Source organism: Profundibacter amoris (assembly GCF_003544895.1).
Lineage (GTDB): Bacteria > Pseudomonadota > Alphaproteobacteria > Rhodobacterales > Rhodobacteraceae > Profundibacter > Profundibacter amoris.
Genome location: NZ_CP032125.1, coordinates 1137367 through 1150919, shown reverse-complemented (window position 1 = coordinate 1150919; position 13553 = coordinate 1137367). Strand labels below are relative to the sequence as shown.

The 13553-nt window shown below is 57.9% G+C and carries 13 protein-coding genes; 5 read left to right on the top strand and 8 right to left on the bottom strand.

Annotation, left to right across the window (positions count from 1 at the left end; all coding sequences use genetic code 11):
* Positions 1–2: 2 nt before the first annotated feature.
* Positions 3–1166: a M20 aminoacylase family protein gene (locus BAR1_RS05715; RefSeq protein ID WP_118942134.1), complete on the bottom strand. Its 1164-nt coding sequence runs from the start codon at positions 1164–1166 to the stop codon at positions 3–5.
* A 4-nt stretch (positions 1167–1170) separates the two neighbouring features.
* On the bottom strand, positions 1171–2337 hold the full coding sequence (gene argE / locus BAR1_RS05710; protein WP_407681526.1) for an acetylornithine deacetylase: 1167 nt from the start codon (positions 2335–2337) through the stop codon (positions 1171–1173).
* 413 nt (positions 2338–2750) lie between these two features.
* Here argE and BAR1_RS05705 point away from each other — a divergent pair, with 413 nt between their 5' ends.
* The 3 genes from BAR1_RS05705 (at position 2751) to BAR1_RS05695 (ending at position 6453) form a co-directional block, all read left to right on the top strand.
* On the top strand, positions 2751–4451 hold the full coding sequence (locus BAR1_RS05705) for a peptide ABC transporter substrate-binding protein (protein ID WP_118942133.1): 1701 nt from the start codon (positions 2751–2753) through the stop codon (positions 4449–4451).
* A gap of 84 nt (positions 4452–4535) precedes the next feature.
* Positions 4536–5543, top strand: a complete 1008-nt coding sequence (locus BAR1_RS05700) for an ABC transporter permease (RefSeq protein WP_118942132.1) — start codon at positions 4536–4538, stop codon at positions 5541–5543.
* Positions 5536–6453 carry an ABC transporter permease gene (locus BAR1_RS05695; RefSeq protein WP_118942131.1) on the top strand — a complete coding sequence of 306 codons (918 nt, stop codon included), beginning with the start codon at positions 5536–5538 and terminating at the stop codon, positions 6451–6453. Before BAR1_RS05700 ends, BAR1_RS05695 begins: the two co-directional genes overlap by 8 nt.
* A gap of 63 nt (positions 6454–6516) precedes the next feature.
* On the opposite strand, the gene BAR1_RS05690 is transcribed toward BAR1_RS05695, so the two are convergent.
* The 5 genes from BAR1_RS05690 to BAR1_RS05670 form a co-directional block, all read right to left on the bottom strand.
* A complete protein-coding gene (locus tag BAR1_RS05690) occupies positions 6517–7797 on the bottom strand; it encodes a DUF3422 family protein (RefSeq protein ID WP_118942130.1) in 1281 nt (426 codons plus the stop codon).
* 67 nt (positions 7798–7864) lie between these two features.
* Entirely contained in the window at positions 7865–8236 is a 372-nt protein-coding gene (locus BAR1_RS05685) for a carboxymuconolactone decarboxylase family protein (RefSeq protein ID WP_118942129.1), read from the bottom strand.
* Positions 8229–8618, bottom strand: coding sequence for a MerR family transcriptional regulator (locus tag BAR1_RS05680; RefSeq protein ID WP_118942128.1), 390 nt, complete (start codon positions 8616–8618; stop codon positions 8229–8231). The genes BAR1_RS05685 and BAR1_RS05680 overlap by 8 nt, the downstream gene beginning before the upstream one ends.
* Positions 8619–8702: 84 nt before the next feature.
* Positions 8703–10142: an NAD(P)(+) transhydrogenase (Re/Si-specific) subunit beta gene (locus BAR1_RS05675; RefSeq protein WP_118942127.1), complete on the bottom strand. Its 1440-nt coding sequence runs from the start codon at positions 10140–10142 to the stop codon at positions 8703–8705.
* A gap of 13 nt (positions 10143–10155) precedes the next feature.
* On the bottom strand, positions 10156–11730 hold the full coding sequence (locus tag BAR1_RS05670) for a Re/Si-specific NAD(P)(+) transhydrogenase subunit alpha (RefSeq protein WP_118942126.1): 1575 nt from the start codon (positions 11728–11730) through the stop codon (positions 10156–10158).
* A 142-nt stretch (positions 11731–11872) separates the two neighbouring features.
* Here BAR1_RS05670 and BAR1_RS05665 point away from each other — a divergent pair, with 142 nt between their 5' ends.
* Positions 11873–12385: a rhodanese-like domain-containing protein gene (locus tag BAR1_RS05665; protein ID WP_118942125.1), complete on the top strand. Its 513-nt coding sequence runs from the start codon at positions 11873–11875 to the stop codon at positions 12383–12385.
* Between the two features lie 99 nt (positions 12386–12484).
* Here the strand turns inward: BAR1_RS05665 and BAR1_RS05660 are convergent, their stop codons facing one another.
* Positions 12485–12934 (bottom strand): methyltransferase family protein, encoded by a 450-nt coding sequence (locus BAR1_RS05660; RefSeq protein ID WP_118942124.1) that lies wholly within the window; start codon positions 12932–12934, stop codon positions 12485–12487.
* Between the two features lie 119 nt (positions 12935–13053).
* Here BAR1_RS05660 and BAR1_RS05655 point away from each other — a divergent pair, with 119 nt between their 5' ends.
* Positions 13054–13542 (top strand): DUF523 domain-containing protein, encoded by a 489-nt coding sequence (locus BAR1_RS05655; RefSeq protein ID WP_118942123.1) that lies wholly within the window; start codon positions 13054–13056, stop codon positions 13540–13542.
* Positions 13543–13553 lie beyond the last annotated feature (11 nt).

Below are 13553 nucleotides of genomic sequence, written 5' to 3'. Positions count from 1 at the left end.
CCCTACTTTGCCGGCATCCGGCTTTCCACCACTTCGGCCCACCAGCTGCAACCGGCCGGTATAGCCTCGTCGTTGAAATTATATTCGGGGTGGTGCACCATCGCGGTGTCGCCATTCCCCACCAGAATATAGGCTCCGGGGCGGGATTCCAGCATATAGGCGAAATCCTCGCCGCCCATCACCAGCGGTGCATCCTCGCATTTACCGGCCACACTGGCCGCCGCTTCGGCCGCATATGTGGTTTCCACATCGCTGTTCACCATTGCCGGATAGCCGCGGATATAGTTGACCGTGGCCGTTGCGCCGTAAGCTTCGGCGGTGGCGGTGGCCAGTTTCTTTAACCGCTCCTCGGCCAGATCGCGGTTTTCGGTGGTCAGCGTGCGCACGGTGCCTTTCAGCAAAACATGCTGCGGGATCACGTTGAATGCCTTGCTTTCGGTTTCAAAACTGGTGACGGACACCACCGCGTTTTCCACCGGATTGACGTTGCGCGACACAATGGTTTGCAGCGCCAGAACGATATGGCTGGCCACCACGGTGGTATCAATCACCGTATGGGGCATCGCACCATGCCCACCTTTGCCTTCAACCGCAATTTCAAACTGGTCGGTGGCGGCAAAGAATGGTCCCGGACGGATGGCAAAGCTGCCCACCTCGGCCTGCGGCCAGTTGTGCATGCCATAGACTTCCTGAATGTTCCAACGCTCCATCATGCCGTCATCGACCATTTCCTTGCCGCCGCCGCCGCCTTCTTCGGCGGGCTGAAAGATCATCACGGCGGTGCCGTCAAAATTGCGGGTCTCGGCCAGGTATTTCGCCGCCCCCAACAACATAGCTGTGTGCCCATCGTGGCCGCAGGCATGCATGACGCCTTCGTTCTTGCTGGCATAGTCCAGCCCCGTGGCCTCGAGAATCGGCAGCGCATCGAAATCCGCCCGCAGGCCGATCACCTTGCCGGATGTATCGGTTTTGCCCTTGATCACCGCCACAACGCCGGTGCGGCCAATGCCGCCGACCACTTCGTCACAGCCGAATTCCTTCAGCTTTTCGGTGATAAAAGCCGAGGTTTTCGGCGTATCAAACAGCAATTCGGGGTTTTCGTGCAGGTGGCGGCGCCAGCCGGTGATTTCCTCGTGCAGATCGGCGAAACGGTTCTTGATAGGCATGGTTCTAGTCCTCGCTTAGATAGTCGATCAGGCGGTGCATGAATTGCTCGCCCGCCTCCAACTGACTGATTTCAATGAATTCATTTGGCTGGTGGGCCTGCGCAATGTCGCCCGGCCCGCAAATGATGGCGGAATAGCCGCGTTCCTGGAACTGGCCGGCCTCGGTGCCGTAAGACACCACATTGGTGGAGTTGTCACCGGTCAGGCGCCGCACCAGCGCCTCGGCGGCGCCATCCTTTTCCGGTTTCAGGCCGGGCACGCCTTTGGTCACACGGGTTTCGATCCAGGCCTCGGGACGGATCGCTTTCATTGCGGCCTCGACCTCGGCCACTTTGTCCAGATAGGCCTTGGTCCAATAATCGAAACTGTCGCCGGGCACACAGCGGATAAACAGCCCGAATTCGCAATCCTTGGCGGTGATGTTGTTGGCGGTGCCGCCATGCACTACCCCCACATGCAATGTGGTATAGGGCGGCACAAAAGTCGCAGCATCCGCCGGCACAGGGGCGGCTGCATTAATCGCGTTCATCTGGTTGGCCCAGTCGATCAGTTTGGCCGCTTCCATCACCGCAGAAACGCCAGTGTGGATCAGCGAGGAATGCACCTCGAAGCCGTGCACATGGGTCTGGATGCCAAAGGCCCCCTTGTGACCGCTGACCGCCTTCATCATCGAAGGTTCGCCAATCACCGCCGCCGATGCGCGTGGCATATGTTCGGCCATTGCGTCGATCATATCTGGGGCGCCGACACAGCCGACTTCCTCGTCATAGGACAGGGCAATCTGGATCGGACGTTTGATCCCGCGCTTTAGCGCCAGCGGCACGGCGGCCAGCGCCAGCGCATCAAAGCCCTTCATGTCGCAGGTGCCGCGCCCGTATAGTTTGCCGTCCTTTTCAACCACCGTGAAGGGGTCCGTGTCCCATGCCTGCCCCTCGACCGGCACCACATCGGTATGGCCCGACAGGATCACCCCGCCCTCGACCTCGGGGCCGACATTGGCATAGAGGTTCGCCTTGGTGCCTTCTGCGTTATAAACCCGACGGGATTTGACGCCGTGACTGGCCAGATAATCCTCGACCCAGTCCACCAGTTCCAGATTTGATTCCGAACTGACGGTGGGGAAAGAAACAAGCTTTTCAAGCATTTCGCGTGCGGAATAGATTCGGGGCACTGTTCTCTCCTGTGTTCTGGCAAGGCCGCAGGTTGGGCGCGGATGCGGCCAAGGTCAAGGCCCTGCGGATAAAATTTGAACGTCGGGTAAGAAATTGCGCCACGTCAGGCAGTTAGGTGTTGATACGCTAAAAAATCATGTTAACGTCTATCAAATCAAAACAGCCGGTTAGAATATGCCGGTATAAAAACAAGAACCACCTGGGGGTGCAATATGCCCGATTGGGCACTGCCCGTCCTTGTTTTCAAGGGCACTGTTATAGTTCACTACCATTGCTACGGCAAAATTCGCAATTGCGAATCCGAACAAGGCTGGACTGCCCCCTTTCACATGAACATGACAACAAACGCCGCGGATCCAACCGCGAGCCTGTGAGATTTCGAGCCAAGACATCAACAAGGAGAATAAAACCTATGAAAATGAAAACAATCCTGATGGGCGCTGCATGCGCCTTTGCAATGGCCCCCGCGGCCTTTGCCGAACGTGGCTCAGACGGCCAGTTGAATATTATCTACTGGCAAGCCCCCTCGACGATGAACCAGTATCTGTCCGGCGGCAACAAAGAGCAGGACGCAGCAGCATTGGTAAACGAGCCTCTGGCCCGTTACGACGCAAGCGGCGCGATTGTGCCCTGGCTGGTGGACGAAGTTCCGACCGTTGAAAACGGTGGTGTTTCTGCCGACCTGAAAACCATCACATGGAAACTGACCGAGGGCCTGAAATGGTCTGACGGCACCCCTGTGACATCGGCTGATGTCAAATTCACATGGGAATATTGTGTTGATCCAGATGGCGGTTGTGCCTCGTCGAACTATTTCGATGGCGTTGCCAGCATTGATACACCGGATGATCGCACCGCTGTTATCAACTTCTCGGAACCCAAACCCTTCCCTTATGGCCCGTTTGTTGGTGCAAGCACGCCAATCATCCAGAAGGCCCAGTTTGAAAACTGCGTCGGTGCCAAGGCGCAGGAATGTACCACTGAAAACTTTAACCCGATCGGCACTGGCCCGTTCGTGGTGACAGATTTCCGTCCAAATGACGTGATTTCGTTCAAAGCCAATGAAAACTATCGCGACCCGAACAAACCGGCGTTTGCGACTGTGACCTTCAAAGGTGGTGGCGATGCGCAGGCGGCAGGCCGTTCCGTTCTGGAAACCGGCGAATTCGATTACGCCTGGAACCTGCAACTGTCCCCCGATGTGCTGGCCAGCATGGAAGCCGCGGGCAAAGGCACCGTGATCAAGGGTTTCGGCACCTCGGTCGAGCGGATCATGATCAACCTGACCGACGTCAGCCCTGATCTGGGTGACGAACGCGGCACGGTCAAGCACCCGCACCCGTTCCTGTCGGACATCAATGTGCGCAAAGCACTTTCGATGGCAATTGACCGCGCGCTGCTGACCAAAATCGGCTATGGCGAAACCGGCAAGCCGACTTGTAATGTGCTGCCGGCACCTGCGATCTATGTCTCCACCGCCAACGACGCGTGCCTGACACAGGACATCGACGGTGCGAACAAACTGCTGGATGATGCGGGCTGGGTCAAAGGCTCGGATGGTGTGCGCGAAAAAGACGGCATGCGCCTGAAGGTTCTGTACCAGACATCGACAAACGCTGTGCGCCAGAAATATCAGGCGGCGATCAAACAGTGGTGGAACCAGATCGGCGTAGAAGTTGAACTGCGCAATATCTCGGCTTCTGTGTTCTTTGGGTCCGACCCCGGTTCGAACGATACCTTCCAGAAGTTCTTTGCCGATGTTGAAATGTATACCAACAACTTCAACGGCACAGCAGACCCCGAAGGTTACATGGCCAGCTGGACATGCGCCCAGATTCCAAGTCCTGAAAACCAGTGGCAGGGCAACAACATGCCGCGCTTCTGTAACGACGATTACGAAGCACTGGTCAAGGAAATGGCCGTCACCGGAGACATCAACAAACGGGCCGAACTGGCCAAGGCGATGAACGACATGCTGATGCAGAACTACATCATGCTGCCGATCACCCACCGTTCCAACGTTTCGGCCCGCTCCAACACATTGGGCGGCGTTGATATGAACGTTTGGGACAGCCAGATGTGGAACGTGGCCGACTGGACACGCGCCAAGTAATTCCATAAACCACACGCGGCCCCGGATTTCGTTCGGGGCCGCGCCCCTACCCTGTTTTCCCCAGAACCATAAACCGAGACGCCGATGCTGACCTTTACGATCCGACGACTTCTGCTGGCCATACCGACGCTTCTGTTCATCGCTCTGGTGATCTTTTCCCTGTTGAAACTTGCCCCGGGTGACCCCACGGCCAATGTGCCCCTGACCGTCCCCCCCGAGGTAAAAGCCAAAATGCGCGAGGCGCTGGGGCTGGGGCAACCCAACTATGTGCAGTTCTACAAATGGCTGGTTCAGTTTTTTATCATCGAACCGCAGGTGATGATCGACCATTTCTTCGGCACCGACTTTGCCGATGGCAAACTGCGGGTGATCAGCTGGCAGTGGCGCGGTCCGGTGATGGACGTGGTGGTGCAACGCCTGCCGCAAACCCTGTGGGTGGTTGGCCTGTCCTATGTGGTCGGCGCGCTGATCGCGATCCCGATCGGGGTGATCTCAGCCTACAAACAATATTCGTGGTTCGACCAGATCGGCACGTTCATTTCGATGATCGGTTTTTCGGTGCCGACGTTCTTTACCGGCCTGCTGCTGATCGTGATCTTTTCGGTCTATCTGGGCTGGTTTCCGTCTATCTATGACACCACACTGGTGGTCAACGACTGGCCCAGTTTTGTGAAACAGATGAAACAGATCGCCATGCCGGTGTTCGTGCTGGCGCTGTATAACGCCGCCCAGATCAGCCGCTTTATGCGCGCCTCGATGCTGGACAACCTGAACCAGGACTATGTCCGCACCGCGCGGGCCAAGGGCCTGTCGGAAAAGGTGGTGGTGCTGGTGCATGTGCTGCGCAATTCGATGATCCCGGTTGTGACGGTAATTGCGCTGGGGGTTCCCGGCGTGTTCGGCGGCGCGATCATCACCGAACAGGTGTTCAAGGTGAACGGCATCGGCGACATGCTGATCAAGGCGATCGAGGCCAATGACCTGCCGACGGTCCAGACCCTGACCTTTATCTTTGCCTTCCTGATTGTGATATTCAACCTGATTGCCGATATCCTATACGGCATTCTGGACCCGAGGATCCGCTATGACTGAGACTGCCCAAAACGCCGATGTGCCAACCAAAGCCCCGCGCAGCCAGTGGTGGGACATCTGGGACCAGTTCCGCCACCACAAGGGTGCGATGCTGGCCTCTTTTGTCTTTCTCTCGATCCTTTTCATTGTCGTTTTCGGCAAGTTTCTCTGGCCGATCGATCCGGCCTACAATAATTTCGGCGCGATGGATCAGCGCCCCTCGCTGGCCCACCCACTGGGTACCGACGGGTTGGGGCGTGACGCGCTGGCGCAGATGATACAGGGCGGTCGCACCTCGATTGCGGTTGGTATGACCGCGATGCTTCTGGCGCTGTTTCTGGGCACGCTGGTCGGGGTTCTGTCGGGCTATTTCCGGCGGCTGGACGGGATATTGATGCGGATCACCGATCTGTTTTTGGCCCTGCCGCTGTTGCCGCTGCTGTTGGTGATGATGATGCTGTTCCGTGAACCCCTGTCTGCCGCTTTCGGGCCGGAAATGGGGATTTTCATCCTGATGGTTTCGGCCATCGGTATCACCAGCTGGATGCCCACCGCACGGATCGTGCGCGGCGATGTGCTGGCCCTCAAGGAACGCGAGTTCATCCTGTCGGCGCAATCCATCGGCACCACGCCATCCAAAATGATCACACGGCACATCCTGCCAAATGTGATGTCGCCGATCATGGTGTCCGCCACGCTGGGGATTGCCAATGCGATCATCACCGAAAGTGCGCTGTCCTTCCTCGGCCTTGGCTTTCCGCCGGATTTCCCGACATGGGGCCGGTTGCTGAACGATGCTGCCGAATACCTGCAAATCTATCCCGAGCGGGTGATCTGGCCCGGTCTGGCGATTTCGCTGACGGTGCTGTCGGTGAACTATATCGGTGACGGGCTGCGTGATGCGCTGGATCCACGGTTGCGCAAACGGTAAAGGCATAGACCCCGAAATCATTAAAAGATTTCGGCCCGTTTTCTTTTAAGGAAAACGGCGACCCTAATGCGCCTTCCTGATCCGGCGCACGATCCACCAGACCAGCAACAACACCACAGGTGTGGCCATGGCCGTCAGCATCGGTTTGTCCAGATGTGCCGCCTTGGCAAATGGGTACAGGCCGTACGTCACCAGATTGATTGCATAGTAACTGATCGCCACCACAGACAGCCCTTCGACCGTGCGCTGAAGGCGCAGTTGCAAATCCGCGCGTTTGTCCATGCTTTCCAGCAAGGCCTGATTTTGCGCCGAGCGTTCAACCTCGACCCGGGTGCGCAGCAAATCCGCCGCGCGCATCACCCGCTCGGCCATTTCCTTCAAATGTTGCTCGGCCGAACGAACCGTGCGCATAGCCGGATCAAACCGGCGCAGCATGAATTCCGAAAAGGTTTGACGCCCGCCAAACCTATCCTCGCGCATCGCTGCAATCCGTTCCGCCAGAATAGAACTATAGGCCCGCGAGGCGGCAAAACGAAAACTGGTTTGCGCCATCAGATCCTCAAGCTCGGTCGAAATTCCCAGCAACTCGCCCAGCGCCTCTTCTTCGGAACGGGCCGCGTTTTTGATATGGCCGACCAGATCGGACACCTGCACGTCAATCTGGGCCAGCCGTTTGGACAGGTTCAGCGCCTTGGGTAGGGCCAGCATCGACATGGATTTATAGGTCTCGATCTCGCATAACCGTTGCAAGGTGCGCCCGATCCGCCGCTCGCCGGTGCCCGGCTCAACGAAAATCGCAAACCGCAAATGCCCAGCACTGTCGATCCGGTAATCCCCCGCCACAATCGCGTTGCGATCGAGCGTATAAGATACCGCAATGCTTTCGGCGACAAAACAGTCCTTGATCTGCGCCTCGACCTGCTTTGGCGTCTTCGGCATTTCCTCGACCCGGATCAAGGCCGATGTCAGCCGCTTGCCGGGCAGGGTTGCCAGCCAGTCGGCGGGGAAAACCTCGAAGGCCACGGGGTCAAACGGGCGTTCCGCCACCCCGTCGGTAAAAATGGTGTAGGTGACGAATTCGTGGTGCAATTCCCATTTCAACCGGTGCCGCCCCAGATCGCAAAAGAAATGCGTGGCGTCCGGTTGCGGGTGCGAGGCACCAAAGCGGTCCAGCAGGTCGATCAGATGCGCGCGATCCAGCCCGCGATCACGGTTGGCGGCGTCCACAGGATTTTTCAGCGCCAGAAACACCGCATGGCACGGGGCCGAAAGGATGGGAAAGGGCCGCGCGTGCAGCTCGTTTGCCATCTGGTAGCGCAAGGGGTGATCTTCGAGTTGGCTCATCTGGGCACCTTAAACGTTTACGCGGGCAACCTAGCGCATATTCCCCGCCTGTAAACATTTGATGTTGCTAATAGGCCTCGAACACCTCTTTTGCCGCATTCAACCCGTTGATCGCGGCAGGCAGGCCACCATAAACAGCCATCTGCCATATCGCCTCGGCAATCTCGCGTTCACTTGCGCCTGCGGCCAGCGTGTTTTCTATGTTGATCTTTAGCTGCGGCGCGGTCTGCCCGCCAAGCGTTGTCAGTGCCGCAACGGTGCACAACTGACGGGTTTTCATATCCAGCCCCTCGCGGCTGTAATGGCGCCCATAGGCCCATTCGACCAGACTTTCGGCGAACCCGGGCAGGATACCGTCATACCGGTCCCGCAAAACCTGTTCAATTTCGGGGTTCATTTCAGCCAGCACATCGCGGCCACGTTTCAGGGCGTCAGTCATTGTTATTATCCTTTTCGCTTGCGGCCAGTTCGGCCTCTAGTCTTTGGTAAAGGGAAATCTTGCTCTGCATCAGATCGCTGGTTTTCTGCAATGCCGTCAGATCGGCACGGATTTTATCGTAATGCGCTTCCAGCATCTTGCGCCGCTCGGTATAGGTCGCCTCGCCCTGCAAACGCAGCGCGGCATAGCGCACGCGGTCGGCCTGTTTCATCCCCGTGGCGTTCAACTGCTTGAGGAACCGTATCCAGCCAAGGCTGTCGTCTGAATACACCCGCCGCCCACCTGCATCGCGCGGTGGTGCCGGGATCAACCCGATCTTTTCGTAAAACCGGACGGTATAAATCGACAATCCCGCCGCGCGGGCGAACTCGCCGATCATCATAATGTCTGCGCCATAAAAAAGGCCCCCGTGAAGTGATTTACAGGGACCTTAGCTGCTAGAGTGCACTCTAGGACAAGCGTTATTTTAGTTGATCAAAGCCAACAATTTATTCAAACTGTCCTTGGCATCGCCATAGAACATCCGCGTGTTGTCCTTGTAGAACAGCGGGTTTTCGATACCGGAATAACCTGTGCCCTGCCCGCGTTTTGAAACAAACACCTGCTTGGCTTTCCACACTTCCAGAACCGGCATACCGGCAATCGGGCTATTGGGATCATCCTGTGCGGCCGGATTGACGATGTCGTTGGAGCCAATCACGATCACCACATCGGTTTCGGGGAAATCATCGTTGATCTCGTCCATCTCCAGCACGATGTCATAGGGCACGCGGGCCTCGGCCAGCAAAACGTTCATGTGACCCGGCAGACGTCCGGCAACGGGGTGAATGGCGAAACGCACCTCTTTGCCCTTGTCGCGCAGACGTTTGGTCAGTTCCGAAACCGCCTGCTGAGCCTGCGCCACGGCCAAACCGTAACCCGGCACGATGATGATGCTGTCGGCCTCTTCCAGCGCGGCGGCCACGGCCTCGGCCTCGATCGGCACCTGTTCGCCCTCGACTTCCATCTGCGGGCCTGATGTGCCGCCGAAACCGCCCAGTATCACCGAAATGAATTTGCGGTTCATCGCCTTGCACATGATATAGCTCAGGATCGCACCGCTTGATCCAACCAGCGCGCCGGTCACGATCAGCAAATCATTGCCAAGGGTAAACCCGATCGCCGCCGCCGCCCAGCCGGAATAGCTGTTCAGCATCGACACAACCACCGGCATATCCGCGCCACCGATGCCCATGATCAGATGCCAGCCGATAAAGCCCGCAATCAGGATCATCAGCAGCAGCGTCCAGATACCCGCGCCGTTGAAATACATCAGGCCAAGGACAATGCTGGCCGCCAGCGCCGCCGCATTCAGCATATGGCCACCGGGCAGTTGTTTCGAGCCGCCATCCACCTTGCCCGCCAGTTTGCCAAAGGCAATGACCGAGCCGGTGAAGGTGATGATACCGATGAACACACCAAGGAAAACCTCGACCTTCAGAATGGCGATTTCCACCGCGTCCTTATGGGCCAGTTTCTTGGCAAAGCCCGCCAGATCATCTGTGTTGCCGCCATTGGCCAGCAGGTGTTGCACGGTGCCCAGTTCCAGTTCGGCATTCAGGCCGATGAAAACAGCGGCCAGACCAACGAAACTGTGCAAGGCGGCCACCAGTTGCGGCATCTCGGTCATCTCGACCTTGCCCGCCACATAGTAGCCCGCATAAGACCCCGCCGCGATGGCAAGGATCACAAGGAAATAGCTGCCGATGCCGGGGCCGAAAACGGTGGCAAACACCGCACCCCCCATGCCGACGATGCCATACCAGACCGCGCGCTTGGCGCTTTCCTGATTGCTTAGCCCGCCCAGCGACAGAATGAAAAGAACAGCCGATGCGATATAGGCTGCGGATACGATACCAATGCTCATGATCCCGCCCCCCTTAAGATTTCTGGAACATGGCAAGCATCCGGCGTGTCACCAGAAAACCACCAACAATATTGATTGACGCGATCAGGATCGAAACGGTTGCAAGGATCACAACCAGCCAGTTGCTGGACCCGACTTGCAACAGCGCCCCAAGGATCACAATCCCGGAAATGGCGTTTGTCACCGCCATCAGCGGCGTGTGCAGCGCGTGGCTGACGTTCCAGATCACCTGGAAGCCGATGAAACACGACAGGGCAAACACGATGAAATGCGCCATGAAACTGGCCGGTGCATAGGCCCCGATCAGCAGCATCAGCAAACCGCCAGCGGCCAGCATGCCGACCTGTTGTCTGGTCGCTGCCTTGAATTCCGCCAGTTCCTGTGCGCGTTTTTCCTCAACGGTCAGTTCCTTTGGCGCCTCTTTCTTGGGCTGGGCCGCGATGGCCTGCACCTTGGGCGGGGGCGGCGGGAAGGTAACTTTGCCCTTGAACACGGCGGTCGCGCCGCGGATCACATCGTCCTCCATATCGTGCACGATCTTGCCGTCCTTTTCGGGCGTCAGATCATCCATCATATGGCGGATATTGTTGGCATAGAGCGTGGACGACTGCGTCGCCATGCGGCTGGGGAAATCGGTATAGCCGATGATGGTCACGCCGTTCTTCGAAACCACCTTTTCGTCCATCACCGTCAGATCACAGTTGCCGCCCCGTTCCGCCGCAAGGTCAACAATCACCGAACCGGGTTTCATCATCTCGACCATATCCCTGGTCCAGAGCTTGGGTGCATCACGGCCCGGAATCAGGGCCGTGGTGATGACGATATCCATATCCGGCGCCAGTTCGCGGAATTTCTCAAGCTGCTTTTCGCGGAATTCGGGGCTGGAGGGGGCTGCATAGCCGCCTGTCGCTGCGCCGTCCTGCACCTCGTCCTCGAAATCCAGATAGACGAATTCCGCACCCATGCTTTCGATCTGCTCGGCCACTTCGGGGCGCACGTCGAAGGCATAGACGATGGCACCCAGCGAAACCGCCGTGCCGATAGCGGCCAGACCGGCCACACCGGCGCCGACAACCAGCACCTTGGCGGGGGGCACTTTACCGGCGGCGGTCACCTGACCGGTAAAGAAGCGTCCAAAGTTGTTGCCTGCCTCGATCACAGCGCGGTAACCGGCGATATTGGCCATCGAGGACAGCGCGTCCATCTTCTGCGCCCGACTGATCCGCGGCACCATATCCATGGCGATCACGGTTGCGCCCTTCTCGGCGGCCAGTTCCATCAGTTCTTCGTTCTGGCCAGGGAAATAGAATGAAATCAGGGTCTTGCCCTTGGTCAACCGGCGCTCTTCGGTTTTGGTGGGGGGGCGGACCTTAGTAATCACATCGGATTCTTTCCACAGGTTCACAGCCCCGCGAACGACTGTCACGCCGGCTTCCTTGTAGGCCGCATCGGTAAATCCGGCGGCTTTGCCCGCGCCTGCCTCGATCAGGCAGTCATACCCCAGTTTTTGCAACTGAAGTGCGCTTTCGGGGGTCATCGCCACCCGCGCCTCGCCTTCAAAAACCTCTTTCGGTGTTCCGATCTTCAAAGCCAGTCCCTCCTTCTTTTCCCCACGCGCGTCTACACATGAATGTGACCATTTGTCAGTGCTAAACGCCACATTCACTATTTGCAATACGTTCCTTTGCGCCCATATACTTCAGGCGTATCATCAATGTGGAGTAGATCAAATGCAAGGCCAAGTCACCAGCCCTTTTATGCAATCCAGCCGCCGCGTCTTTTTGACCGGAGCGATCGCGGCTGTTGCCGCCGGCATTGCACTGAATGCAACACCTGTTCAGGCTGGCGAAGCCACCATGACACCGCCCGAGGCGCATATGGCAGCAGTCGCGGGAGATATTATTCTGGTCGACATCCGCACCCCGCCCGAATGGGCCGAAACCGGCATTGGCGAAGGCGCGATTGCGCTGGATATGACACAAAAGGATTTTGTCGATTCTCTGGTAAAGCTGCGCAATGCCTTTCCTGAAAAACCCATCGCCGTGATTTGCCGCACCGGCAATCGTTCGGGCTATGTGTTTGACGCTTTGAACAAACAGGGTTTCCCCGGTCTGGTCAATGTCCCCGAAGGCATGGCAGGCGGGCGCAACGGCAAAGGCTGGATCCCGCGCGGATTGCCAACCTATCCGGGCACCAAGGAAGAAATTGAAAAGCGTCTGAACGACGTGATGGAACCGGCCTGATAGCCCGATACGATACCTTGTCGCGGGGGCACGAAATCTTGCAAAGATTTCGGACTGTTTTCTTTCAAAGAAAACAGCACCTCGCGGCAACCAATCCGGTTACAACCAGCGCCGCACCTTGCGTTCGTATGTCGCCCACTGCACACGATAGGTGCGGCGCAGGTGTTTTTCTTCACCCTGAATAAAGCGTTTTTCGATCACCCAGATAAAGATCGGAATCAAGGGCAGTGACAACACCGCGTCCCAACGCAGGATCAATCCCGCCAGCACCAGCGCATCCCCCAGATAGATCGGATTGCGCGTGCGCCGGTAAATGCCGGACTGCACAAAGGCGCTGCTTTCGCGGCGCGGGATGATGGTTGTTTTACGTTTGTAAAACTCGACCACTGCCAGCAGCATCAACAACAGGCCGGCACCCACCAGAATACCGCCCAGCAGGTCGGCCCAGACAGGGCCGAATGACAGTCCCATCGGATAATAGGTGGATTGCGCCCAGGCAATTGCAAGGAACGCGGCGAGCCAGACGGGGGGGAGTTCGATTTGTTTCATGGCGGCAGGTTATAGGGGTGTTTTGGCAGCGGGCCAAGACGGCATTGATCCTACCGCAACACAATGTCGCGATTGCCCGCGGGCTGGGCAAGGCATCCCATTTGCCCTAAGCAGTCCTCATGGACAAGATATTGATCAGCGCCTGCCTGACAGGCGATCCGGTGCGCTATGACGGTGGCGCAAAAACATCCGCCAACCCGCATCTGGCGCGCTGGCAAGCCGAAGGCCGCCTTATTCCCTTTTGCCCCGAAGTGGCCGGTGGCCTGCATACCCCGCGCCTGCCCGCCGAGATCGAGGTAGGGACAAACGCCAAACAGGTATTGGCTGGCGAGGCGCGGATCCTCGACAGTGCGGGCGGGGATGTGACGCGGGCCTTTCTGGACGGCGCAAGGGCCACGCTGGCGCTGGCGCAGCAACATGGTTGCCGCCAAGCCGTGCTGACCGACGGCAGCCCGTCCTGTGGCACCTCCTACATTTATGCAGGCCGGTTTGACGGCAACCACAAGGCGGGCACGGGCGTCACGGCCGCGGTTTTACAAAGACATGGCATCAGGGTCTGGAGCGAGGTGCAGATTGATGAATTGGCGGCTTTGCTTGACCGCAAATAGCCCCTAGGGTC